Below are 25,518 nucleotides of genomic sequence, written 5' to 3'. Positions count from 1 at the left end.
CACGAGAAACGACGGGCCGTACTGACTACGGCCCGTCTTTTTTTGGCTCAGCGATATTCGTGCCGGTCAGATGCTTTTCAAAGAAAAGGCTCGTCGCAATCGCACTCGGCGCCATCGATTTGTAATCGTGAAACGCGGCGCAACGCTGAAATCCGGCCCGCTCGTACAGCCGAATCGCGGCGAGCTGTTTGTCGCCGGTCTCCAAGCGCAACTCGTCATGGCCGCCTTCGATCGCCGCCGACTCGATGCGCAAAAGTAGCGCGCGCCCGATACCCTGACCGCGCACGGAATCGCGGACGTACATGCGCTTGACCTCGGCGAAATCTTCGAACAACGCGACGCCGCCGCAGCCCACAGCAACACCATCGAGGCGAGCGAGAAAGAAGCGCACGTGCGGTTGGAAGATCGCCTCGGGTCGCAAGCCGTGTTGTTGCTCGGCCGAATACTCGCGCGCGAGCGTCTGATCGAGTTCACCGATCAGCGCTCGAACTTCGTCTGTAAGTGATCCGACGGCTTCGACAGTGATTTCGTTCATTTCGTCCGGTTGCATATGAGAAGCCGCATAGCATTTGGCTTCGAGATGCTAGGAACATCTCCGTAGGTGGCGAGAAGCCTCGGCGCATTATCGGGATGCGATATGCTCGCGCCCCGATGTTCAAATTGGGGGTCACCGTGAATAAAGCCATCCGAGCGGTCGCGGCGACGGCAACCGTCGTCTTTGCTATTCCCTTGCCGTCATTCGCATCGTGCACATCCGCGCTTGTGGCGACTCCGACCGTCGCGTCGACCGACGCAACCCTTTCCGGCGTTGGCGGATCGGGCGATAGCGACGTGTGGGCGGTTGGAGGCTCATACGTTTCCCCTACGTCTCTGACGCTCATTGAGCACTATACCGGCAATTCGTGGGCGATCGTGCCCAGCCCAAATGTTCGCGGCTCCACGTCCGACAATCTCGACAGTGTCACCGCGGTTTCACGCAACGATGCGTGGGCGGTTGGAACGTGGTGCTCTAGCGGTTGCGGTTCTTCGAGGCAGCTCGCGGAACACTGGAACGGCGTCACATGGACGCTGATCCCGAGCAATTCGTTTAACGATCTGCTTGCGGTATCGAGCGTCGCGGGTGATCCAGAGAGCGTCTGGGCAGTTGGGCTCTTCACGTACCCTCCGAATTGCCGCGTGCCAGCGGGTTGCGCCTTTCCTATAGCAATGCGGTGGCAACCGAAAGGGTCGCGTTGGGTATCGGAACAGGTGCCGGTCGATCAGGATCCCGGGGTTGGTGAACTGAATTCGGTCGTTTCCCTCCCGGACGGAAGCGCGTGGGCTGTTGGCTCAGACGAAAAGCGCGACTACTCCAATCGACCTCTGGTTGAACGGTGGACCGGGCGCGAATGGACAATAGTACGGAGCGCCGTCACGAGCGGCATATTGACGTCGGTTGCGGCCACAAATAACTCGGACGTGTGGGTTGGCGGCGTCGTCAACTTTCACTACGGTAGACACCTTCGCAGCTTCGTCGAGCACTGGAACGGATCGACGTGGACCGTGTTGGACCTGCCGGAGCTGCAAGGCGTCTTTCTCACCAGCGTGGAGGAGCTGTCGCCCTCAAACGTTTGGATTGCGGGTCACTACAACCCAACGCTTGTCACCAATTCAGAACTGCCGTTTCTCGAGCACTTCGACGGTTCTTCGTGGTCGGTCATTGCGACGGCCGCAAATGGGCTTCAGTCCGAACCGGCTGGGCTTTTTCACGCCGCGCGCGGCGTCTGGGCCGTCGGATCGGCGCTGCCTTCAGAGGGTGACGACCTCATAACGTACGCGACGTTAACGCGCTGCAAGTGAGATGTCCGAGAGGACATTCAAAAAGAAAGAGAAGGCCGGCATTGCGCCGGCCTTCTTGTTTCTCCGTTGTCCCCACGCGGGGATTACATCATGTCGTAGCCGCCCATGCCGCCGCCGCCGGGCATCCCGCCGCCGCCGTTCTTCTTCTCTTCCGGCTTCTCGGAGATCAGCGTCTCGGTGGTGAGCAGGAGCGCAGCGATCGACGCGGCGTTCTCGAGGGCCGAGCGCGTGACCTTAAGCGGGTCCACGATGCCCATCTTGAACATGTCGCCGTACTCTGCGTTCTCGGCGTTGAAGCCGTGGTTGCTGTCGAGCGTCTTGACCTTCTGCACCACGACAGAACCTTCGTAGCCGCCGTTCTCGGCGATCTGACGCAGCGGCTCTTCGAGCGCGCGGCGCACGATGTTGATGCCGACCTGCTCGTCCGGATGTCCGGCCTTCGCTTGGTCGAGACCCTTGAGCGCGTGGATGAGTGCAGCGCCGCCGCCCGGCAGCATGCCCTCTTCAACAGCCGAGCGAGCCGTTGAGACCGCGTCTTCCATGCGGTGCTTCTTCTCTTTGAGCTCGGTCTCGGTTGCTGCGCCGACCTGGATGACCGCGACGCCGCCCGACAACTTGGCGAGGCGCTCTTGGAGCTTCTCGCGATCGAAATCGGAATCGGTGTCTTCGATCTGGCGCTTGATCTGCTCGATGCGGCCTTTGATCTCTTCCTTCTTGCCGGCGCCGTCGACGATCGTCGTGTCTTCTTTGGTGATCTTGACGGTCTTGGCTTTGCCAAGCTCGTTGATCGTGACTTTGTCGAGCTTCAGTCCGAGCTCTTCAGAGATCACGGTGCCGCCGGTGAGGATCGCGATGTCCTTGAGCATCTCTTTGCGGCGATCGCCGAAGCCGGGCGCCTTGACCGCGACGCACGTGAACGTGCCGCGCAGCTTGTTGACGACGAGCGTGGCGAGCGCTTCACCCTCGACATCTTCTGCGATGACGACGAGCGGACGCTGGACCTGCACTACCTTCTCGAGCAGCGGAAGGATGTCGGCGATGGCCGAGACCTTGCGCTCGGTGATGAGGATGTACGGATCCTGCAGCACGGCTTCCATGCGCTCCGGGTCCGTCACCATGTACGGCGAGATGTAGCCCTTGTCGAACTGCATGCCTTCTTTGAGTTCGAGCTCGGTCTTCGTCGTGCGCGACTCTTCGACGGTGATGACGCCGTCTTTCGTGACTTTCTCCATCGCGTCGGCAACGATGTCGCCGATGGCCTTATCTTTGGCGGAGATGGATGCGACTTGTGAGATGTCGGCTTTGGTCTCGACCTTGCGCGACATCTTCTTGAGCTCGGCGACTGCCGCTTCAACGGCCTTCTCGATGCCGCGCTTGATGGCAAGCGGGTTCGAGCCGGCGGTGACGTTGCGCAGGCCTTCGCGGATGATCGCTTGCGCGAGCACCGTGGCGGTGGTGGTGCCGTCGCCGGCGATGTCGTTGGTCTTGCTCGCCACTTCCTTCACGAGCTGCGCGCCCATGTTCTCGAAGTGGTTGGTGAGCTCGATCTCTTTCGCGATGGTCACGCCGTCGTTGGTGATCGTCGGCGAGCCGAACTTCTTGTCGATGACGACGTAGCGGCCTTTGGGGCCGAGCGTCACCTTGACGGCATCGGCGAGAGCGTTGGCACCGCGCTCGAGCGCGCGGCGCGCGTTCTCGTCGAAGAGTAATTCTTTAGCAGCCATGTGTGTTCTAGTGCTCCTTACGTGCTGGTGGGCAAGCTAGCGTTTGACGATCGCGAGAACGTCTTTTTCGCTGACGATGAGGTACTCTTTACCGTCGAGCTTGATCTCGGATCCGGAGTACTTCGAGTAGATGACTTTGTCGCCGACTTTGAGATCGATCTTGATGATCTCGCCTTTGTCGGTCTTGCGGCCCGGTCCGACGGCGATGATGATGCCTTCTTGCGGCTTCTCTTTCGCGGTATCCGGGAGGATGACGCCGCCGGCGGATGTCTTGGCCTGCTCGACGGCTTCGACGACCACGCGGTCGCCGAGCGGTTGCAATTCTGTTCTCGTCGCGGTTTCGGGCACGGAGGTTGCCTCCTTCTGAGGGATGCGGTGTTGGCGCATGACGTCCGCGCAGACAACTTAGCCGCCTACGCATCTCCCTCTGATAGAGGGGAGGCGCGCAGGGCGACGGCAAGAACCGGGGTGCTGGGAAAAGGCTCGTCAGCGGCCGGTCTGCGACGTCTTAGCAGTCTTGGCACTTGAGTGCTAAAGGCATTATATCCTGCCTCGTTCGCTTTGACAAGGGGGTTTTGACGTGCGGCCCTGGCTCGAGATCAGCCCCCGTGCACTAGCAGCGAACGCCCGTGCGATAAGCCTTCGAGCCGCTCCGGCGAGCCTCTGCGCGGTCGTGAAGTCCAATGCGTACGGTCACGGCTTGATTCCGACCGCCCGGTCGCTTTCCGAGGCCGGCATCCCTCATTTGAGCTTCGGCGTGTTCACACCGCACGAGGCGATTTCACTACGAGATGCGGGCGTCTCCGAGCCGGTTCTGCTGCTCGGTCCCGTGGCCGACGCCGATCTTGAACCCCTCGTGCGCGAGGGTGTGGAAATCGCGCTGCTCGATGCTTCCGACGTCGGCCGGATCGGGCGCGTGCGCGCAACGGTGCACCTGAAGATCGAGACGGGAACGCATCGTTTCGGATTGCAGTGGGATCAAGTGAGCGCGGTTGCCGCGGAACTGCGTGATGCCGGCGCGCGAATCGTCGGCGTGTATTCGCATCTCGCCGATTCGGAAGAACTCGACGCCGCGTTCGCGCGCGAGCAACTGGCGCGGCTTCTTGATTCGGTGGAGATCGTCGGGCTTGCGAGCGGTTCGCGGCCGCAACGTCACATCGCGGCATCTGCCGCCGCGATCTTGTGGCCGGAGTTCAGGCTCGACATGGTGCGCGGCGGCATTGCGCTGTACGGGCTCTGGCCGTCCGAAGGCGTGCGCGAACGGATGCGCGAGAGCGATCCATCATTTGTGTTGGAGCCTGCGCTGCGGTGGTTTGCGCCGGTCGTGCACATCTGCGATGCGGCCGCCGGCGAGACAGTGGGCTACGGCTGTGAGTTCAAATGCGCACGCGCGTCGCGCATTGCCGTCCTCTCTTTGGGCTATGCAGACGGCTTGCCGCGCGCCGCCGGCAATGAGCGCGGGCGCGTCCGCTTCGGCAAGTCGTACGCGCCGATCGTCGGTCGCATCTGCATGAACGCATGCATGGTGGACATCACGGACCTTGAGCCGCCGGTGCGGCGCGGCGATGCAGCCGAGTTGGACGTAGAAGAAATAGCCGCTGCGGCCGGCACGATCGCATACGAAATCCTCGCGCGATTGCCGTCAGAAATGGAGCGACGCTACACCTGAAATTATCTGCCGAACAGCATCGAGAGTCTTGAGGCTAGAAGCTTCCACATAAATCCGGCGGGGTACATCTCGGAACTTGGAACATCCGTCGGAATCTCGGCATTATCGGGCTTGAACTTCGTGCAAATGCGCCATTGCACCGGAGGGATATCGCCCCGAAATCGGGTTCGATACACTGGGACCCAGTGCTTCGCATCGTCAAATCGCATGACCATGGCAGAATTGCAGCACGTAGCGACTACTCGACTCGTCGCCGATTTCTCGTCTATCTTGTAGCCTTTTAGAAGCTCGGCGCCCTTTGAGTAGTGTATGCGATCTTTACGGTAAAGAATATAAGCAGTTCCGCCGTCTGGTCCTAAGACTGGGGCTGCTTTAGTCAATGCCTCGATCTGCCGAGAGCCTTCTTGACAAGAATCGCAATAGCAGACAACGCTCGTGATCGGCGCGCCCACGGCTTCGATTTCCACCCTTCCGCACGCACACCGGGGGGATTGCATAATGCCGCGCTTCTCGGCGATTTGTATCGACACCCGCAAGAGGTTGAGGAACGCGCCTGGGCCAGACCGAATCGAATTCTGCCTGATGCACAAGCGAATATTCGTTTGCGCGGTCATCGCCGTACTCGTGTGCGGCTGTTCGCACGTTTCCGAATCCACCAATTCCGTGCGTTCGTCCGGAACAATTCCTGGCGTGGTGCGCGTCTCGCGGCCGGATTCGCCGAACACGCTCAATCCGCTGATCGGCGGCCTCTACATAGAGAATTATATCCAAGAAGCGATCTTCGATGGCTTAGTCAAGCTCGATTCGAACGGTACCGTCTTGCCGGATCTTGCACAAGTGGTTCCTTCGCTCTCGAACGGCGGCTTGAGCCGTGACGGGAAAACGATCACCTACCGCTTGCGACGCGGCGTGGTCTGGCATGACGGCGCGCCGTTCACGTCGGCGGATGTTGTTTTTACATATAAAGAGATGACAAACCCCAAAGTACCGTTTCCGGCGGCAAGCACGTTCTCCGACGTCGCGTCCGTAACTGCACCCGACGCATATACCGTGGTCGTGCGTTTGAAGAAGCCGCTCGCGATGGCGCTCAACCAACTCTTCTGCGACGGCGAGAACGGGCAGATCGTGCCGAAGCATCTCCTCGACCACTCCAACAATCTGTTAACCGATCCGTTCGGCAACCATCCGATAGGCACCGGTCCGCTGGAATTCTCTCGTTGGGAGCACGGCACCGAAATCGTGCTCGTGCCGAACCCGCACTATTTTCTCGGCGCGCCGCAGCTTCGAGAAGTCGATATCTTCACGATCCCCGATGCCAATACAGCGCTGACGATGGCGCGCTCGCGCGAGATTGACGTCGCACAGCTGACAACCCCATCGCAGGCGGTCACACTGCGCGGAGTTCCCGGCATCAATGTCATCGCGGCGCCGGCGTATTCGCTGACCTACGTGGAATTCAACGTTCGGCGCCCGCCGTTTGACGATCGCTCGGTGCGCGAAGCGCTCGCGCTCGCGATCGATCGTCCGGCCATCGCACAGCGCTCGTACGATGGATTCGCGGTCGCGGCGGATTCAGTCATCCCGCCGTACAGTTGGGGCTATACGAAGGACAACGGCGCGCCGCCCTTCGATCCTGCGGCCGCGCGCAAGCTGCTCGATGCGGACGGATACGTCGCGGGTCCGGACGGCGTACGCGCGAAGAACGGCATCCGTCTCGAGGCGGCGATCTTAGTGGACGCGGCGAGCGCCTCGGGCTTGTCCGGCGCGCAGCAAGTGCAGGCGTACTGGCGCGCGGTTGGTGTCGACGCCGCCGTCAAGCCGATGCCGCTGAACGTCATCCGCGGTCCGGGCGGCCCGGCCGAAAACGGCACGTTCGGTGTTTTCTACGCGACGATCGGCTTCGACGTCGATCCGTCGCGCGACACGCTTCTGAGCCGCCAGTCCTTTCCGCCGAAGGGCAACGATCTTGCTCGCTACAGCACGCCGCAGGTGGAGCGCCTGATCGATTTAGGCGCCTCGACGTACGATCGCGCGCAACGGGCGCAGTACTACGCGCAGCTGCAGCGCCAAGTCAATTACGATATGCCCGACATCCCGATCGCTTGGCCGCGCTTCATCTACGCCGTCAACACCGACTTGCGCGGATTTATGCCCGAAACAGTTAACTCCGATTTCTGGAACGTTCAGAATTGGCGAATCTAACGAAGCGGAGGGTGTGCATGCGCGGTTGGCTTTTCGTGTGTGTCGCGTTGCTCGTCGGTGCTCCGGCTTTGGCCGATCCGCCGGCGCCGCTCGATAAAGTCGATCCTCTGGTTGGAACGTCCACGACAGCCATCGGCGGACAGATCGATACGTTCCCTGGCGCCGACGCGCCATTCGGCATGCTGCAATGGAGCCCGGATACGCCATCCCAACCTGCAGGCGGCGGCTACAACTACAACGATGGCACGATCACCGGCTTCAGTCTCACGCACTTGAGCGGTCCCGGATGCAGCGTGGGCGGCGATGTCAGCATTCTGCCGTTCGTCGGGGCGCTCGGACCGCCGGACGCACCCGACCTCTCAAAGCTGCAGCAGCCATTCGCGCACGCATCCGAAGTCGCGCAACCCGGATATTACCAGTCGCTCGTCGGCGCGCAGCCGATCCTGTCGCAGCTCGCCGTGACCACGCGAAGCGGACTTGGGCGATTCACGTTCCCGTCATCGCCGATGGCGAACATCATCATCAATGCGTCGTCGGATCAAGGCGGGTCGGGCGACACAACCGTTCAGCTCTCAAACGGCGACATGTTGACGGGCTCGGTCAAGACCGGCTGGTTCTGCGGCATGCCTGATACGCACACCGTGTATTTCGCGCTGCAGTTCAATCGGAAGTGGGCGACATCGGGCACGTGGATGCTCGGCGGCACGAATCTCACGCCGAACTCAACCGCCGCGCACGGCAGCGGCGTCGGCGCGTGGGTCACCTTCGACACCACGCAAAACCCAACGGTTGAGATCAAGGCGGCGATCTCGTACGTAAGTGTGGCCGGCGCGCACGCGAATTTGCGTGCCGAGGCCACGACGTGGAACATCGACCGCGTGCGCAGCGTGACACAGTCCCTCTGGGCGCAAGAGCTTGGCCGCATCAGCGTGAGCGGCGGCAGCGATAAGGATGAGCGGATTTTCTACACTGCGCTCTATCACACGCTGCTGCATCCCAACGTCTTCAGCGATGCCGACGGTTCGTATCGCGGTTTTGACGATCAGATCCACAAGACCGACGCGGGTCATGTGGAGTATGCGAACTTCTCCGGTTGGGATGTCTATCGCACCCAAATGCCGCTGATCGCCATGCTTGATCCGATACGCACGAGCGATATGATGCGTTCGTTCGTGCATACCGCGCAGGCGTGGGGCTTTCTGCCGCGCTGGTCGCTCGCGAACACCGAGAGCGGCGTGATGGGCGGCGATCCGGCAGATCCGTCGATCGCCGGCGCGTACGCATTCGGCGCACGCGATTTCGACGCGCACGCAGCGCTCCAAGCCATGGTGAAAGGCGCGACGGATATCTCGTCGCCGCCTGGCCTCGGGTGGTACGTGGAGCGGCCGGGGCTCGACGAATATCTCACGCGCGGTTACGTCGTCAACACGCACACCACCAACGTCTCGCCGGTGCCCAATGGGGCGTCGCTGACCTTGGAATACTCCCTTGACGATTTTTCCATCGCCCAGTTCGCAAAAGCGATCGGCGATCGGACGACCTACGAGACGATGATGCGCCGCGCGCAGAACTGGGCGACGCTCTTCGACCGCTCGACCGGCCTCATCGCGCCGCGCGACGCGGACGGCGCGTTTCAACAGACGCCGGTCACCGATGCAGGCCAGAGCGGTTTTCAGGAAGGCAACGCCGCGCAATACACGTGGATGGTTCCGCAGAACTACGCGGCGCTGATCGGCGGTATGGGCGGCGATGCGGCCGCGCAAGCAAAGCTCGACGATTACTTCAGCCAGATCAACGCCGGCCAAGACAAGCCTTTTGCGTGGCTTGGCAACGAACCGAGCCTCGGCAGCCCGTGGGCCTATCTATCGGCCGGCGCGCCATATAAGGAAGAGACGGTCGTGCGCGCCGCGCTCGTGCAGTTGTACGGCGATACGCCTGACGGCATTCCCGGTAACGACGACCTCGGTACGATGAGCGCGTGGTACGTCTGGTGCGCGCTTGGGCTGTACCCGCAGAATCCGGCTGCGCCGGTGCTCGATCTGGGCACCCCGCTTTTTCCGCACGCTCGTATCGCCGTTCCTGACGGCGCGCAGATCTCCATCGATGCGCCGCAGGCTTCCGACGATGCCGCGTACATCGAGAAGGTCGCTGTGAACGGCAGCCCGTGGCAGAGGAGCTGGGTGCCGTTCGCGTTGGCACATCCGATGCATCTTGCGATTGCGGTCGGCACGCGGCCGAACACGAGCTGGGCCGCGGCATCGCAGGACGCGCCGCCATCGTACGCGCTTGGACCGGTGTCTTTTCCGCCGTCATCGTCGGCGACGGTCGAATTCAGCCGGCAGGAAATCGACATAGCGCCTGGAGGCTCGGCAAATGTTGGCGTTTCGGAAAGCATGCCCTCGGGTCCGCGTATTCCAATTGCGGTATCGTTCACCGGTGTGCCCGGCGTACTCACCGTGGGTCCAGTGGCGCACCTGGGTCCGGTCGGCGATACGAGTGACGTGACGGACGTGCAAGTGACCGCCGGCGCACGATCCGGACTCTACCGCGCCTATGCCACGGGGAAAACCGATGACGGCGCATTGCTGCCGCGCTCTTCCATCGTCGTCCGTGTGGTGCGCCCGGGCGAATCGTTACGTCTCGGATACATCGCGAACTTCTTCGGCGATTCGATCACGCCCATCGATCCCAACACCGATGTGACGGGCGTAGATATTCCCGTGGGTTTGAATCCCCGCGATCTTGCGCTCAGCCCGGATGGCGCGCGCGTGTATGTCGCGGACAACGGGTCGAACGACGTCAGCGTCGTGGACACTGGATCGCAGAAGACGATCGCCACCGTTAAAGTCGGCAATGCTCCGTGGGGCATCCGCGTGACGCCCGACGGCAAAACCGTCTGGGTCGCGAACAGCGGCGATAATACCGTGCAGCCTATCGATACGGCGACGCTCCTCGCCGGCGCGCCGATCGCGGTTGGTGCGCAGCCCGGCGGGATCGCGATTGCACCGAACGGTGCCATGCTCTACGTCGCCGACCAGTCGGCCAACGCGATCACGCCGGTGGACACGCGCGTCGGCAAGGCATTGCCTCCGATCCCGGTGGGCGCGCAACCGCGTACGGTGCTCGTCTCGGCGGATAGCGCGACGATCTTTTCGAGCGACAAGGGCGGCAATACCGTGACGATCGCAAGCGCGTCCGGCACCGGAAGCGCAGCCGTGAGTTCGTTGGCCGTGCCGGTCGGCGTTTTGCCGAAAGCGTTGGCTCTGTCACCGGACGGGAAGCAGCTTTTTGTCGCGAATTCCGGCGGCAATTCGGTGACGCCGATCGACCTCGCAACGCGGACTGCGCTCGCCCCGATCGTCGTCGGTTACGAGCCCGTCGCGATCGCCATCAGTCCCGATGGCGCGAGCGCGTTCGTCGTCAACCTTGGAGACAACGACTGCGTCGTCGTGGACGTAAGAACGCACGGCTTGTCCGAACCGATTCCGCTCGCCGCGTGGCCGGTTGCGATCGCGCTGCCCTGACCTTCGCCCGGCCTTTTGTTGCTGAAGGGGCCGACGCTAGTCGGCCCGGGCGAACATAAAGTGGGCCGACTGGCGTCGGCCCCTTCAGGAAGCCCTAGGCAAGTTCCAAGATGAAAAAGCAGGGGGCGGCCGCGCGCGACTCGCGAAGACCGCGGGCACGGAGATCTCCCGCCATGCGTTCACTCCACTTCGTCGCCCTCGGTCTCGTCCTCGCGCTTTCTTTTGCGCGCGGAACTGCCGCGTCAGCCGCCCCGCCGACCATTCTGATCGACGGCCACGAGACGAGCACCGATGTTCCCGCGATCGGCGACGGCGTGCACATGCTCGTGCCGCTCCATGTCCTCGAGCAGCTCGGCGCGACGGTCTCGTTCGATGCAGCCTCGGGCTCGGCCGACATCAAGTGGCGCGGCGTCGATGCGAAGATAAACGCCGGCTCGCTTATCGCAACGGTCGATGGCGCGCGAATGGTCATGGACGTCGCACCGCGCGTCTTCGCAGGCCGCATGGAAGTGCCGCTCCATCTCCTGAATGAAGCTTTCAACGTCAACGCGGACTACGATGCGGGAACGAACACCGTTGCGATCGTCACCGGTCAATCGCACGGCAATTTTGTCGCCACGCTCTCTGGTCCGGCCAAGGGCTCGTATTCGCGCGCGAACGCAACGGGGTCGGTGCCGACTTTGCCGGGGTCGGATTCATCGGTGCCGAGCGCGCCCTCGTCGTACTCGTCGCCGCCCACGATCAGCGACGTGCAGCCCGCTCCGCAAAGCGTCGTAGGCTCCACGTATCCGCAGATCTACGCGCGCCTCGGTGGCGGCGACTCCTCCATCGATCCGTCCACCGTTCGACTAGAAGTGGACGGCGGCGACGTCACCAATCTCGCGACGATCTCTTCCGCGTACGTCGCCTATACGCCGAGCGCCGGATTGGCGAACGGCTCCCATAGCGTGACCGTGAGCGGCGAAGCGCTTGACGGCACGCCGATCTATCAGACCTGGACGTTCACGGTCGATGCCGGCAACAGTTACGACTATGCGTCGTCCGTCATCGGTTACTATCCGCAATCATACGGCTACGGCTATCGCCGCTACGGATTCTGCCCGCCGGGATTCTCGCTCTATTCACCCGGGCCGCTCTGGCTGTACGGCGGCAACGTCGTCGAAGTGATTTTCTTCAGCCGCTTCTTTCCGTACGGAAATGGCTTTATCACGATCGGCGGCTTCCCAGGATCGTATCCATTGCAGCCGTGGTATGGATATCCGGGATACTACTTCGGCATGGTACCCGTACCGTTCGGCATCCACCCGCGATTGTCGGTTCTGGCCGCCAAGTTCAAGACGGATGACGGGCGCACGGTCGTGGTGCATTCGACTGCGCCGTTGCATGTCGATGGCACGCGCCGTTCTGCGCCGATCGATCTTCGCTATGCCGTCATGCCGTCGATCGTCAATCGACCATTGTCACCGCGCGTCGCGGTTGCGTTCCATACGCTGCCGATCGAACGTCGCGCCCCGATAGAGGTGCGGATCCCGCGCGTCACGGGTTTGCCGGTGGGCCGTCATTACGATCCGATCTTATCGCGGCCCATCCCGACAAATCCCAAGCAAGGCCGCGTGATGTACCCGGGCGGTTCGGTTTTCGTACGCCCGATCGCGATGCCGTTGCCGACGATGCCTTTGCCGACGATGCCGATCCCGACGATGCCGATGCCCCGGCCGGTGATGCCGCATCCGATCCCCCATCCGATGCCGCCTCCGATTCCGCATAAGCCGCAATAATATTCCCATGAAACGGCACACAACGCTCCGAGCTTTCTTGGTTGCGATCTTCGCACTCACGGCATGCGGACTACTTCGTGCGCAAGCCGCACAAGCGGCGAAGTACGTGACGTTCACGATCTACAACGACACCAATGTTCGGATCGTCGAGCTCTATGACCGCAAGTCCGGCCAATCGTTCTGGGGTATCGACGATTTGACTAGCCCGGTGCTGCCGGGTCATTCATTCTATATACGCCTCGAGCAGAACTCATACGAGCATTGCCCATCGGTCTATCGCGACGTGAAGGTGATTTTCGCAAACGGTGCTGTCAAAGTATTGCCGCGCATACCGTTTTGCGAATACAACGAAGCGCACATAAACAAGACGTGAGGCGGACCGTATAGCGCCGCCCTAAATCAGGCGTACGCGGTTTGGCTGATCTTATCTAAGAGCCACGGGGCGCCGCCGGGCGTGAGCGGCGTGCCGCAGAACGGGCAGACGGTCGCGGTGGCCGGAGCAGGCGCACCGCACGACGGACAGTGCGCGGTGCCTCCTAAAGCGGTGGTTTTCGGCGTCACGGTTCCGGCCGGTCTGGTGAAGGTCGCATATTCGGTGAACATCTGACTGGCGATGTTGCCCTCGGCGACAACGCCTGAGCTTATGTCTTTGGTGCAACGCACGCTCGATCCCGTGATTCTTACCGTCAGGAACTGCGCGACACCGTCGATCGAGACCTTGAAAAGTTTTGTGCCATCGATATTCAGTCCGCTGACGACGCGGGTGTACCCCTGCGATTGCCAATCGGCGATGCGCGCGGCGAGCCGGTCGTGGAACGCCTGCGTCGCGACGTCTTTCGCATCGTCCGCCGACATCGCGCCCTCGGCTTCGATGGCTTTTGTGTACGCGGACGCAGCGGCCGAAAGAAACGCGACTTCGTTGAAGTCCGGGTCCATCTGCTGCAGCGAACTGATCTGCGCGTGCGCCTGATCGGGGGGCGACAATGTTCCGGACGGCATTTCCGGAGCAAGCGGTGTGAGGGCAATGCTGCCTGCGGAGATCGTGTCGTCGGTGAACATCGCGGTGAGGTTGTCGCCGCGCGTGTCCGAGAGGAAGAATCTCAACAACGAGAAGAGGAAGCCCAAGTTCCCTCCAGCGCGTGACCCCGGCTACGCCCCCTGCAAATGCTCCTCGCGCAGGCCGAACTCGCGGCCATCGCGCCACGCCTCTAGAATATCGGCAGCTTCCGCGGGCGTCCGCGCATACGCATCGGGCTGACGGGCGGAAAACGCGTTCTCGCTCACAGGCCGCCACAGTGCCGCGATCGACCGCACGCCGGCGCCGTCCGCAGCCTCCACGTCCAACGGCGAGTCGCCGACGTACGCCGCTTCGCCCGCTTCGGCTTCGAGTGCGGCGAGCGCATACAGCAACGGGTCGGACTCAGGCTTGTGGCGCGCGGTATCTTCTTTCGCGACGATCACTTCGAACACGCCGTCCAAGTTGCACAGCGTCAGTCCGCGGCGCGCGGATTCGCGCAACTTCGACGTCACGACGCCGAGCCGCAGGCCGCCGTTGCGCAGTCGCCGCACGAGTTCGGCGACGCCGGCCATTTGGCGCACCGCCTCATCGTGCCGCGCGAGATTGTATTCGAGATACGTGCTCATCGCTTCGCGCAACTCGCTGCCGCGGAAATGCTGCGCAAGCGTATCCTGCAGCGGCATGCCGAGCGCTGCGCGGATCTGCTCGCCGTTGACCAGACGTCCGTGCGCGCGGTAGGTGTGTTCGTACGAGGTGATGATGAGGTCGGTGGAATCGATCAGCGTGCCGTCAAGATCGAAGAGCGCGTATCGTAGCGCGGCCCGGGATTCTCGGATCATCCGGCCACCGCCGTACGCGCGAGCGCCGAGCGGACAAGACGTTCCACCAGCGCCGCGTAGCTGATGCCGGCGGCTGCGGCGGCTTCCGGGAACAAGCTGAACGCGGTGAGGCCCGGCAGCGTGTTGCATTCGAGCGCGAAGATACCACTGTGCTCGTCGAGCAAGAAATCGGTGCGCGAGTAGTCGCGTGCGCCGACCGCACTGTGCAGCCGCATTGCGTAGTCTTGCATCGACATCGCGAGGCTTGCGTCGACCTGCGCAGGCACCTTGTGCGTGCTGCCGCCGGGCGTGTATTTCGCGGCGTACGAATACGAATCGTCATTGGGGATGATCTCAACGATCGGAAGCGGTTGTTCTTCCAAGATCGCCGCGGTGAATTCGCGGCCGGGGATGTATTGCTCGACCAGAATTCGCCCACCGAACTTCGAGGCGCCGGCGATCGCGTCGGCCCAATCGGCGCTCTCGCTCACGATGCTTACGCCCACCGACGATCCTTGCGCAGACGGCTTTACCACGCACGGACAGCCGAGCTCGGACGGAGGCGACGTCGGAAGCGGCGCGCTCGCTTCGAAGACGCTAAAAACCGGAGTCGGGATGCCGTTTGCGAGCATGAGCGCTTTGGTCATCTCTTTGTCCATCGCGACTGCGCTCGCGCGCACGCCGGAACCCTGGTAGGGCAGGCGCATCCAATCCAGAATCGCTTGAACGGAGCCGTCTTCGCCCGAGCCGCCGTGCAGCGCGATGAAGACCGCGTCGGGCCGCCGTTCGCGCAATCGGTCGACAAACGTGTCATCGTATTCCAAAGAATAGGTGATATACCCGAGGCCTTCGAGCGTCGCGGAAACGCCCATGCCGGTTTGAAGACTGATCTCGCGCTCGGCAGAGCTTCCGCCCATAAGCACAGCGATAGTCGGCTTACTCAACGGAACGTCGTATTTGCGAACGCGTGTGCTGATGCCTACAAAGCGAAGTGGTCTCCAGTCGGCCGCCTTCCGCTCGTTGCCCATGGCCGCGCGGACGTGATAGACTCGCAATTGACCAAAGCCGATGCGAGAAATCACACTGCCGGAGACAAAACCGGCGTCGGAGTGGATCAACGGGCGGGCTCTTCAAAAGGTGAGTCCGCGGCGCAAGCACGCCCGCGCCCAGGGCCGTTTTTTTGCGGCGCTCGATGCGTGGGCGCAGACGAACGACTGCGGCGTGGTCGGAACTGAATGGGAATTTCGTATCGCGCCGCCTGGCGAAGTACGCCGGCCGCTTGTGCCGGACGTGGCGTGGCTTTCGTACGCGCGGCTGCCGCACGACGTCCTGGAGGAGACAGATTACCCGCTCATCTCCCCCGATGTCGTGGTTGAGGTACTCTCTCCCGGCGATAAAGCGAGCGATGTCGAGGAGAAAATCCGAGTGTATCTCGCGGCGGGAAGCTTGGTCGTGTTTCTCGTCGATACCGATGCTCGCACGGTTACCTCGCGCGAGTCAGAAAATGCGGCCGTTTTCTCTTTCGACGACCTTGTGACGCACGCGAGCCTGCCTGGATTCGTGCTGCGCGCGCGCTATTTATTTGAGGCGCGCAAGCCAAACGCATAGAGGGCCGACGAGCGTCGGCCCCTTCAGATAGCCCCTTCTATCTCCACGCGGAGAAATCAGAGTAGGTGGACTTCGAGCTCTAGTGACACGCCCTGGGATTCGAGCACGTGCGCGCGGACGCGCTCGATCAGCGCCAGCACGTCGGCGCACGTCGCTCCGCCCGCGTTGACGATGAAATTCGCGTGCTTCTCGCTCACGACGGCGCCGCCCACGCGCCAACCTTTGCAGCCCGCCGCCTCGATCAGCCGCGCGGCGAAATCGCCTGGCGGATTGCGGTAGATGCTGCCGGAGTTGGGCAATTCTATAGGCTGGGTGGCCCGGCGGTGGTCGATGCGCCGGCGCAATTCTTCCTTCAACTCTTTGGGATCACCGTGAGTGAACTCGAGTTCGGCCGCACAGACCACCGCGCGCGAGTCCAAAGTGGAGCGGCGGTACGCGAACTCCGGCCGCGTGAAGGTCTGCGCCTTCTCGCCCGCGATCACCACTTCGACCCGGTCGACGAGATCGCCGATCTCCACGTCGGTGCCTGCGTTCATGCGCACCGCACCGCCCACGGTGCCCGGGATACCGACCAATGCTTCGGCGCCTGCCAACCCGGCATTGGCCGCATCGCGGCAGAGCGACACGATCGGCACAGCGCCGCCCGCGCGGATGCGGGTGCCCTCAATTGCTATCCGCACAAAGTCGCCGGCCAAACGCACGATCAGGCCGGGGAAACCTTCGTCCGGCACGAGCAGGTTGGAGCCGAGGCCGATCACGCTCCACGGGATGCGCTCGCTCGCGCAAAAACTCAGCGCGGCGACGAGCCGCCCGACTTGTTTGACTTCTGCATACGCGCTCGCGCTGCCCCCGACGCGCATCGACGTGCGCGCGGCGAGCGGATAGTCGAACGCGATGTCGCCGTCGAGCAGCGCCGCAAGCGCGCCGCGCTGATCGGCATTTGGCGCTTTACCCTGCAGTGATGCTCGCGTGGTCACCGCGACGGCGCGACGCCGGCATCGGAAGCGGACAGACCCGCCGCCAGCTCGTGCGCGACGCCGCCGATATCGCCGGCCCCAAGCGTGAGCACGAGATCGCCGTTGCGCACGGAGCGCTGCAGATATGCCAGCACGTCCGCGCACTTGGGCAGATGCATGACGGGTTTATCGCGGTCGATCTCGCGCACGCACTCCACGATGGACTCGGCGCGCACGCCGGGCAACGGCACTTCGCCGGCGGCATAGATATCGCTCACGATCACGAGATCGGCGCTGGCCAGCGCGCGCGCGAAATCGCGGATGAGATAGGCGGTCCGGCTGTAGCGGTGCGGCTGGAACGCGACGACGATGCGGCCGGGCCAATAGGCGCGCGCGGCGGCGATCGTCTCTTGCACGGCTGTCGGGTGATGAGCGTAGTCGTCCACAACGCGCACGTCGGGGCTCTCATAGAGCACTTGGAAGCGCCGCGCCACGCCGCGGAAGCGGCCGAGCGCAAGCGCGATCTTGTCGAACGGCACGTCGAATTCCAGGCCGACCGCCACCGCGCACAACGCATTGAAGACGTTGATCCTGCCGGGCACGCGCATGACCGCTTCGCCCAACTCGACGTCGCCCGCCCGTACGGAAAAGCGCGAGCCGAAATCGGCCAGCTGTGCGTCGTACGCGCGAACGTCGGCGCGCACGTCGAACCCGACCGTGATGATCTTGGCATCGCCGTAGAGTTGCGGTTCCGCATGCAGACGCCGGAGCACTTCGGCGACCACGGTGCAGTCCGCCGATGCGATGATGCGGCCTTCGGGCGGCACGCGCCGCGCAAACGCGAGAAACGTTTCGATGAGATGTTCGATGTCGCGGTAGTAGCCGAGGTGATCGTTCTCGATGTTCGTGATGACGGCGCACCACGGCGTCAGCCGTAAGAACGACGCGTCGCTCTCGTCGGCTTCGGCGACCACCACGTCGCCCGAACCCAAGCGCGCATTTGCGCCGAGATCGTTGACCTCGCCGCCGATCAAAACTGTGGGCGCGAATCCACCGGCGTCGAGCACGGCCGAGATCATCGACGTGGTCGTCGTCTTGCCGTGCGTGCCGGAGACCGCAACCCCGCGCTTGTCGGCCATGATCTCGGCAAGCATCTCTGCGCGCTGCATCACGGGCGTGCCGGCGCGCTGCGCTGCGATGACTTCCGGATTGTCCGGCGGGATCGCCGATGAGATAACGACCGCGTCTGCGCCTGCCACGTTGTCGGAGCCGTGCCCGAGCGTCACGTGCGCGCCGAGCGCCTTCAATTTGTCGAGCGTGGAGTTGGTCTTGAGATCGGAGCCGGAGACGGAGATGCCCATGGCGAGCAGCACGCGCGCGACGGCGCTCATGCCGACGCCGCCGATGCCCACAAAATGTACGTGCCGGTAGTCTTTCATCCGCTCACTTTTGTTAGTTTCACCGGCTGCCTATGCCTCCCGTGAGGATGCGTTCGACCATGTGATGCAGTGCACGCGGTTGCGACAAACCTCGCGCCGCGGCGGCCATGGTCTCGCGCTTGTCGTCGTCGAGCAGTTCGACGAGCGCCCAATAGAGCGCGTCGGCGTCGAGCCGCTCGTCGGCGATGACGAGCGCGGCGCCGCGTGAGACAAACGCCGCCGCATTCTTGGTCTGATGGTCTTCGGCTGCGTGCGGATACGGCACGAGGATGGACGCGATGCCCGAGATCGCTATCTCCGCGAGCGTGGAGGCGCCGGCGCGCGAGACGATCGCATCGGCCGCGGCAAAACCAAGCGCCATGTCGTCTAAGTATGGAAGCACGACGTAACGGTTGTCGTTTGGCTCGGATCGGCGCTCGGCCGCCATCCATTCGAAGTCGCGCTTGCCCGCCACGTGCAGCACTTGCCAGTCCGTCGGGAGGCGCCGGCGCGCCGCCATGGCGCTGACGGCGACATTGATCCGGCGCGAACCTTGGCTGCCGCCGAAGACGAGCAGCGTGCGGCGGTCGGGGTCGAGGTTCAGGCGCCGCCGGGCGTCGGCCTTTGGGGGCGGCGCGTAGAACTCGGGCCGGATCGGTGTGCCGATGCGCACGAATTTTCCGGGGAAATATGGACCCGTCTCCGCATACGTGCCCCAGACTTCGTCCGCCACTTTCGCAAGCGTGCGGTTCGCCAGGCCGGGCATTGCGTTTGGCTCGACGATCGCTATCTTGACTTTCGGCAGCCGGCGCGCGGTGCGCAACGTCGCCGCGGCGGCGACGACCGGAACGCTGGCATAGCCGCCGGTCGCGATGACCACGTCGGGTTTGAAGCGCGCCACGATCGGCAGCGCCTGCATGACGCCGACCGAATTCGCGGCCAAGCCGCCCGCGGCAGCGATCAATGACGAGCGTGAAATCGGTCCGCTGGCGACGCGCGCGGTAGCGATCCGCGTCTCGGCCAACACGCCCGCGTCGAGCTCGGCATGGCTTGAGACGAGCAGGATCGACGGCGCGCCTTCGCGCGTTTCGAGGTCGAGCTGCAGCTCGATCTGCGGTATCGTCTCGCCGGGTTTGCACCGGCCTGGATCAGCGGGCGCGCCGGAGAGCGCTCTGGCGAGTGACAACGCGGGGTACAGATGACCGCCGGTGCCGCCTCCCGCGAGCAAAATACGCATCGTCGTCCTCACGCGCTTTCGTGTCGGCGGCCAATGCCGCCCGCGACCGACCGCGCGAAACGCCGGCGATAATGCCGACGCCGAACAGACTGATGAAGAGCGACGTGCCGCCGTAGGAGATGAACGGCAGCGGCACGCCGGTGACCGGCCACGTCGAGGTGACGACGCCGATATTGACGAGCGCCTGCAGCACGATCGACGCGGTGATGCCGATAGCGAGGTAGAATCCGAAGCGATCGTCCGACTTCATCGCGATCCGCACGCCGCGATACGCGAGCGCGAGGAAGAGCGCGAGCACGATCGCCGCGCCGATGAAGCCCAATTCCTCGCCGATGATCGCGTAGATGAAATCGGTGTACTGCTCGGGCAGATAGCCGAATTTCTGACGGCTCTCGCCCAACCCGAGTCCGTGCCAACCGCCCGATCCGAGCGCGAGCAGCGACTGGATGATGTGGTAACCCGTGCCCTGCGGGTCGTTCCACGGGTGCAAGAACGCGGTGAACCGATCGCGGCGATACGGGCTTGAGTAGACGAAGAGCAGCAGTGTGGGGATGCCGAGGGCCATCATGGTCAAGAGATGCGTGATCTTCGCGCCCGCGACGTAGAGCATCACCGTAGCCGTGATGACGAAGAGCGATGCAGTGCCGAAATCCGGCTCGCGGATGACGAGACCGAAACAGATCCCCACGCAGATCAGCGCCGGAAAGCCTGCGCGATTGAACGAGAGCGCGCCGTCTTCGCGGTCGGCGAAGATCTTGGCGAGCATGATCACGACCGCGAGCTTTGCGAATTCCGATGGTTCGAACGAGAACGATTTGAACGCGAACCATCGTTGCGCGCCGCCCTCCATAGCGCCAAAGCCGGGAACGAGCACGAGCGCGAGCAGCGCCACTGCGATGCCGAACAGCCACGGCGCGGCTTTGCGCAGACTGCCGTAGTCCATCTTCATCCCGACCCACGCCGCCGCGCCGCCGAGAACAAGCCAGAGAAGATCGCGCTTGAGGAAGTAGGCCGGGTCGTGGAAGTCGGTCATGCCTTCCACCGATGATGCCGAGAAAACCATGATCGCGCCGATGGCGACGAGCGCACCGACCACGGCGAGCAGGTACGGGTCAGCCGCCCGCCGCTGCATCATCCCGCGCGCACTCCGTTGCCCTCGACACGGCCCTTTACAGCGGCGGCAAATTTTTCGCCGCGCTGTTCGGCGCTGTCGAACATATCAAACGATGCGCAACCCGGAGAGAGCAGCACGACGTCGCCTGACTTCGCAAGTCCGAATGCCGCTTCGACCGCTTCGTCCATGGATTTCGCATAGGCCACAAGCGGACCGCGCAGCGCGCGCCCGATCAACTGCGCCGACTCGCCGATGAGCACGGCGGCCTTCACGCGTTTCGATATCGCGCTGCACATCGAACCGAATTCCGTGTTCTTCGGTTTGCCGCCGGCGATGAGGACGATCGGTTCGTCGAACGCGTCGATCGCTTTGACGACCGCGTCGGGATTGGTGGCCTTGCTGTCATCGATCCACGAGATGCCGTCCGCGTTCGCGATCGGCTGCAAACGGTGTGGTAAAGGAAGAAACGAGCGCAGCCCATCGCGGACCGCCCTGACGCTCGCTCCGGCGGCGAGCGCTGCAAGCGACGCGGCGAGCGCATTCTCGATATTATGCGCGCCGCGCAGGTGCAGTTCTCGTGCGGCTATGAGTTCGCCGTCGGGCCGTACGCCGTCGCCGCGCCAGTGCAGCATGCCGTCGCGATAGAACGCGTCGGCGCCCTGCTGGCCGGAGAGCGAGAACCAGAGCGTCTTGCACGGAATCGTGCGCACGCCGGCGCGCAGGCGCGCACCGGTCTCATCGTCCATGTTGCCGACGAAGACGTCGCCGTCGCCCTGATTGGCGAAGATGCGATACTTGGCTTCGCCATATTCTTCCATGGACGGATAGCGATCGAGATGATCCGGCGACAAGTTGAGCAGCACGCTGATGCGCGGTCTGAATTCGCGGATGGACTCGAGCTGGAAGCTGGAGACTTCCGCGACCACCCAATCGTCGTGACCGGCGGCGACGGTTTTCGTGATCAGCGGATCGCCAATGTTGCCGCCAACATGCACTTTGCGGCCGTCGGCGCGCAGCAGATGACCGATGAGCGCGGTCGTGGTGGACTTTCCCTTGCTGCCGGTGACTGCGATGATCGGCGCATCGCAGAGCCGGTAGGCTACTTCGATCTCGGAGTAGACCGGCACGCCCGCTCTGGAAATCGCGAGCACGGCCGGATGGTTGAGCGGCACGCCGGGTGAGAGCACGGCGCCCGTGGCAGCGCCGATGGCTTTGGCGAGCTCGCCGGAGGCGAGCAGCGGAACGCCCAGTTTGGCCAAGACGTCGCGCTCGCGGTTCAGCTTTTCCGGCGGCTTGTCGTCGAAGGCGACGACCGAGGCGCCGCGGGCGCGCAACACTTCAGCCGTGGCCAAACCGCTGCGGCCGACTCCGATGACGATGACGGAATCCGTTGCGTCGAACATGTTCGAACGGGTGTTCGTCATCGACGCTCTGTTGCCTCGCGCCGCATCAGGTGAGCGCCATAGCCGCGCCGACGGCGAGCATCGCAAGCCAAGAGATCGCGACGAACGTTCGCGTCACGCGCTTCTCCGGCCAGCCTGACAATTCGAAATGGTGATGCAACGGGCTCATCTTGAAAATGCGTTTACCCGTGAGCTTAAACGACACCACCTGCGCGATCACTGAAAGTGCTTCGACGACGAACACGATGCCGAGCAAGGGCAACACAAGCAGCCAGCCGCTCTGGATCGCGGCGCCGGCGATGAGCGCGCCAAGCAAGAGCGACCCGGTGTCTCCCATGAATATTCTGGCCGGATAGCGATTGAACCACAGAAATCCGATGCATGCGCCGGCCACCGCAGCCATCGGTGCGTTCAATAGGTCGGCCACGATGAGGGCGAAGAGCACCGGCAGCGCCGCCCCTGCCGCCAGCCCATCCAAGCCGTCGGCGAGGTTGACGGCGTTTGCCGCGCCGACGACGGCGAGTGTCGCCAGGATGAAAAAAAGCGCGGGTGGCATCGAAAAGTGCAGGCCAAAAAAATGCTGCGCTTCGGCCCACCAAGGGCCCATGCCCACAAAACGGAGTGGATCGTTACCTTGCCCGTACGAATAATGCCAGGCGAAGATCGCGCCGACGATTGCAAGCAAGAGAAACTTCCAGCGCGCCTTGAGTCCAAGCGGTCGTTTCTTGATAATGATGAGCAGGTCGTCGACGGCTCCGATACAGCCGGCGCCGATCGCTAGTAAGCTGAGCGCGACCTCGTCAGGATCGTGTTTGAACAACGCGAGGAGCAGCGCGGCGGCGGCGGCGATAAGGAACACGAGACCACCCATCGTGGGAGTACCCTGTTTCGTAACGTGCGATTTCGGGCCGTCTTCGTAGATCATCTGGCCCAGCGCACGCCCGCGCTGCCAGGCGATGAGGATTGGAATGAAGATAACCGCGATGAGTATGCCGCCGAGGAACGCTTCATAAACCCACGACGGGTGCGCGCTTGCTGCTATGACCCACAATGGGTGCGTGCTGCCTTGTATGACTCTAGCGAACGCGAGGTGGACGTTATTGCTCTGCATCACGAGAGCAGCGGTGACCGCGGCGCCGACGCAGGTTGCGGTCGGTACTTGAGCACGACGATCGGCGTTTGTTGATCGCTGTTGCCATGCGGATTTTCGCGCAGACATGCGGTGACCGCGTCAGAGTTAACGCCGGCGCTTGCGCCGAGGATATTCACTCTCGCGAGATCGTTGACGTCCACGATGACGACGTGCGCGCTGCACGCGTTCGCGATCGCGACGGCCGCTTCGCCAGGCCGCTCGGGACCGAACACGATGTGCCGCTCGTAGGGCGGCATCGTGCCGGTGTAACCATCGATCTCGGCCACCGCTGATCCGAGGATGCGATAGAAATCTCCGTGGCGCCCGATAAGCTTGCCGGCGGCCGACGCGGCGGACGCATACAACACTTTCCACGCGCCCACGTTGTCCATCACGAGTTGCATCGATTCCGGCTGATTCACCGTGGCATAGGGCCCCGCGCGTTCCGCGAGCAGCCGCGCAAGCAGCGTCGGGCGCACAAACTCTGCGGCGACGGATCTTCCTTGTGCGATAGCCACAGCAGTCTCGGAGACGCAGACGACATCATCGCTCGACGCGATGCCGCGAACGCATAGCGCGACGAGCGCCGGCAGATCGTCGCCCTTGCGTACGAGCGGCGTCCGAACCGGGATGGCGACGATGCGCGGCGGCAGCCCGGGCGGTGAGACGATGAATGTGCGCCGGTTCATGACGCGCGCTTCTCGCCGGCCAAGAGCGCCTGCAGTATTTCCTCCATGCGTTGCACGCGCGAACCCTTGAGCAGCACAGCGTCACCTGATCGGAGCGTGTTCGCGAGCAGGTCGGCGATCTCCGCATTCGACTCAAAGGAATGAACAGACGCGGCGGGCATGCCCGCCGTCTGCGCACCCTCGATCAATGCGCGCGCATAGGGGCCACCGCAGTACAAGGCATCTAGTGAGGCGCGTGCCGCAGCCGCGCCGGTCGCGCGATGCATTGCTTCCACTTCTGGACCGAGTTCTGCCATGCTGCCGAGCACGGCGTAGCGCCGGCGCGCCGGAACGTCGGCGAACGCCCGAAGCGCCTGGGCAACCGATGTCGGATTCGCGTTGTAGGCATCGTAGACGCACGTCGCACCCGACGGCAACACGTGCTGTTCGAAGCGGCCCTCTGGGAGATGCAACGCGCCAAAGCCCGCGATTGCGTCTTCGAACGGTACGCCGTACCCAATCGCTGCGCCGGCGGCGAGAAGTGCATCGCGCAAGTGATGCTCACCGGCGAGATGCCATTCTGCCGACGCCGCGTGGTGCGACAAGTATGTCACATCGACGAGCCCGTTTTTCGGATGGTCAGCCTCAAGCGTATCACCGGGCGCTTCATGATCGCCGGCGATACGAATCCAAAGCGCTTCGATCTCGAGACCATACTCCGCGGCGAGTTTCCGCGACCACTCGTCGTCGGCATTGCAGACGGGAAGAGCGTCGCGGAAGAGCGCGAACTTCGTGCGCGCGAGTTCTTCGCGGTCCTTGAAATATTCGAGGTGCGCCTCGCCGATGTTGGTCAGTATGCCGATATCGGGCGCTGCGATGTCAACGAGTTGCGCGATCTCGCCGGGATGCCGCGCGCCCATCTCGACGACCGCGACATCCACATCGTCGCCGAGCAGATAACAAATCTTAGCCACACCGAGCTCGTTGTTCTCGTTCTGCGGCGTCGCAAGCGTGCGGAAGTGCGGCGCGAGTAACTGCGAGGCCATTTCCTTCGTCGTCGTCTTCCCATTGCTGCCCGTAATCCCGATGACTTCTGCATCGGAAGCGCGGCGCGCGGCGGCTGCACCGGCGAGATACGCTCTCTTGGCATCCTTGACGACCATGTAGGGAACCGGGCTCGGGTTGGGCACCGCGGCCGCATCGTCGAGGACCAGCGCGCGGCAGCCGCGCGCCAACGCCGCCTTTGCAAATGCGTTGCCGTCAAACGATGGACCGCGAAGCGCGACAAAAACTTCACCGAGCGCGAGCGTGCGTGAATCGGTGCTCGGACGAAACGGCGCGTTGAGATCGATCGCTGGTCCGCGCCACGTCGAACGCGCGGCTTTGGCGAAATCCGCGAACGAGAGCATG

The 25,518-nt window shown here is 63.2% G+C and carries 21 protein-coding genes; 7 read left to right on the top strand and 14 right to left on the bottom strand.

The window, feature by feature from the left end; all coding sequences use genetic code 11:
- Positions 1 to 25: 25 nt before the first annotated feature.
- Complete coding sequence (locus VKT51_11185; protein HLJ84728.1) at positions 26 to 535, bottom strand: GNAT family N-acetyltransferase; 510 nt, start codon at positions 533 to 535, stop codon at positions 26 to 28.
- Positions 536 to 672: 137 nt separating this feature from the next.
- Between VKT51_11185 and VKT51_11180 the strand changes: the two genes are divergently transcribed.
- On the top strand, positions 673 to 1,839 hold the full coding sequence (locus tag VKT51_11180; GenBank protein ID HLJ84727.1) for a hypothetical protein: 1,167 nt from the start codon (positions 673 to 675) through the stop codon (positions 1,837 to 1,839).
- Positions 1,840 to 1,922: 83 nt separating this feature from the next.
- Here the strand turns inward: VKT51_11180 and groL are convergent, their stop codons facing one another.
- Together groL and groES are read right to left on the bottom strand one after the other, a co-directional pair.
- Positions 1,923 to 3,563: a chaperonin GroEL gene (gene groL, locus VKT51_11175; protein HLJ84726.1), complete on the bottom strand. Its 1,641-nt coding sequence runs from the start codon at positions 3,561 to 3,563 to the stop codon at positions 1,923 to 1,925.
- 36 nt (positions 3,564 to 3,599) lie between these two features.
- Positions 3,600 to 3,911, bottom strand: coding sequence for a co-chaperone GroES (gene groES, locus VKT51_11170; GenBank protein ID HLJ84725.1), 312 nt, complete (start codon positions 3,909 to 3,911; stop codon positions 3,600 to 3,602).
- 232 nt (positions 3,912 to 4,143) lie between these two features.
- Between groES and alr the strand changes: the two genes are divergently transcribed.
- From alr to VKT51_11145, 5 genes are all read left to right on the top strand, one after another.
- Complete coding sequence (gene alr / locus VKT51_11165; GenBank protein ID HLJ84724.1) at positions 4,144 to 5,232, top strand: alanine racemase; 1,089 nt, start codon at positions 4,144 to 4,146, stop codon at positions 5,230 to 5,232.
- Positions 5,233 to 5,814: 582 nt separating this feature from the next.
- Entirely contained in the window at positions 5,815 to 7,434 is a 1,620-nt protein-coding gene (locus VKT51_11160) for a peptide ABC transporter substrate-binding protein (GenBank protein HLJ84723.1), read from the top strand.
- Between the two features lie 17 nt (positions 7,435 to 7,451).
- Positions 7,452 to 10,958, top strand: a complete 3,507-nt coding sequence (locus tag VKT51_11155) for a GH92 family glycosyl hydrolase (GenBank protein HLJ84722.1) — start codon at positions 7,452 to 7,454, stop codon at positions 10,956 to 10,958.
- Between the two features lie 173 nt (positions 10,959 to 11,131).
- On the top strand, positions 11,132 to 12,736 hold the full coding sequence (locus tag VKT51_11150; GenBank protein HLJ84721.1) for a stalk domain-containing protein: 1,605 nt from the start codon (positions 11,132 to 11,134) through the stop codon (positions 12,734 to 12,736).
- Positions 12,737 to 12,743: 7 nt separating this feature from the next.
- Positions 12,744 to 13,109: a hypothetical protein gene (locus VKT51_11145; GenBank protein ID HLJ84720.1), complete on the top strand. Its 366-nt coding sequence runs from the start codon at positions 12,744 to 12,746 to the stop codon at positions 13,107 to 13,109.
- Positions 13,110 to 13,135: 26 nt separating this feature from the next.
- On the opposite strand, the gene VKT51_11140 is transcribed toward VKT51_11145, so the two are convergent.
- Genes VKT51_11140 through VKT51_11130 form a run of 3 tightly spaced genes read right to left on the bottom strand, consistent with a single transcriptional unit; the run spans position 13,136 to position 15,516 of the window.
- Positions 13,136 to 13,861: a transporter gene (locus tag VKT51_11140; protein ID HLJ84719.1), complete on the bottom strand. Its 726-nt coding sequence runs from the start codon at positions 13,859 to 13,861 to the stop codon at positions 13,136 to 13,138.
- 24 nt (positions 13,862 to 13,885) lie between these two features.
- Complete coding sequence (locus tag VKT51_11135; GenBank protein ID HLJ84718.1) at positions 13,886 to 14,593, bottom strand: HAD-IA family hydrolase; 708 nt, start codon at positions 14,591 to 14,593, stop codon at positions 13,886 to 13,888.
- Positions 14,590 to 15,516, bottom strand: coding sequence for a D-alanine--D-alanine ligase (locus tag VKT51_11130; GenBank protein HLJ84717.1), 927 nt, complete (start codon positions 15,514 to 15,516; stop codon positions 14,590 to 14,592). Before VKT51_11130 ends, VKT51_11135 begins: the two co-directional genes overlap by 4 nt.
- Positions 15,517 to 15,640: 124 nt before the next feature.
- Between VKT51_11130 and VKT51_11125 the strand changes: the two genes are divergently transcribed.
- Positions 15,641 to 16,180 (top strand): Uma2 family endonuclease, encoded by a 540-nt coding sequence (locus VKT51_11125; protein ID HLJ84716.1) that lies wholly within the window; start codon positions 15,641 to 15,643, stop codon positions 16,178 to 16,180.
- Between the two features lie 56 nt (positions 16,181 to 16,236).
- Here the strand turns inward: VKT51_11125 and murB are convergent, their stop codons facing one another.
- Genes murB through murF form a run of 8 tightly spaced genes read right to left on the bottom strand, consistent with a single transcriptional unit; the run spans position 16,237 to position 25,517 of the window.
- Complete coding sequence (gene murB / locus VKT51_11120) at positions 16,237 to 17,157, bottom strand: UDP-N-acetylmuramate dehydrogenase (GenBank protein ID HLJ84715.1); 921 nt, start codon at positions 17,155 to 17,157, stop codon at positions 16,237 to 16,239.
- Complete coding sequence (gene murC / locus VKT51_11115) at positions 17,154 to 18,575, bottom strand: UDP-N-acetylmuramate--L-alanine ligase (GenBank protein HLJ84714.1); 1,422 nt, start codon at positions 18,573 to 18,575, stop codon at positions 17,154 to 17,156. Before murC ends, murB begins: the two co-directional genes overlap by 4 nt.
- Positions 18,576 to 18,594: 19 nt before the next feature.
- Positions 18,595 to 19,791 carry a UDP-N-acetylglucosamine--N-acetylmuramyl-(pentapeptide) pyrophosphoryl-undecaprenol N-acetylglucosamine transferase gene (locus VKT51_11110; GenBank protein HLJ84713.1) on the bottom strand — a complete coding sequence of 399 codons (1,197 nt, stop codon included), beginning with the start codon at positions 19,789 to 19,791 and terminating at the stop codon, positions 18,595 to 18,597.
- A complete protein-coding gene (gene ftsW, locus VKT51_11105; protein ID HLJ84712.1) occupies positions 19,703 to 20,926 on the bottom strand; it encodes a putative lipid II flippase FtsW in 1,224 nt (407 codons plus the stop codon). The genes VKT51_11110 and ftsW overlap by 89 nt, the downstream gene beginning before the upstream one ends.
- Entirely contained in the window at positions 20,923 to 22,329 is a 1,407-nt protein-coding gene (murD, locus tag VKT51_11100) for a UDP-N-acetylmuramoyl-L-alanine--D-glutamate ligase (GenBank protein HLJ84711.1), read from the bottom strand. Before murD ends, ftsW begins: the two co-directional genes overlap by 4 nt.
- A 25-nt stretch (positions 22,330 to 22,354) precedes the next feature.
- A complete protein-coding gene (gene mraY / locus VKT51_11095; protein ID HLJ84710.1) occupies positions 22,355 to 23,419 on the bottom strand; it encodes a phospho-N-acetylmuramoyl-pentapeptide-transferase in 1,065 nt (354 codons plus the stop codon).
- Positions 23,419 to 24,129 carry a coenzyme F420-0:L-glutamate ligase gene (locus VKT51_11090; protein ID HLJ84709.1) on the bottom strand — a complete coding sequence of 237 codons (711 nt, stop codon included), beginning with the start codon at positions 24,127 to 24,129 and terminating at the stop codon, positions 23,419 to 23,421. Before VKT51_11090 ends, mraY begins: the two co-directional genes overlap by 1 nt.
- A complete protein-coding gene (gene murF, locus VKT51_11085) occupies positions 24,126 to 25,517 on the bottom strand; it encodes a UDP-N-acetylmuramoyl-tripeptide--D-alanyl-D-alanine ligase (protein HLJ84708.1) in 1,392 nt (463 codons plus the stop codon). The genes VKT51_11090 and murF overlap by 4 nt, the downstream gene beginning before the upstream one ends.
- Position 25,518: the final 1 nt, after the last annotated feature.

This window comes from Candidatus Eremiobacteraceae bacterium (assembly GCA_035295225.1).
GTDB lineage: Bacteria > Vulcanimicrobiota > Vulcanimicrobiia > Eremiobacterales > Eremiobacteraceae > JABCYQ01.
Note: the sequence above shows the minus strand (reverse complement) of the source record. Positions and strands in the feature narration are given on the sequence as shown.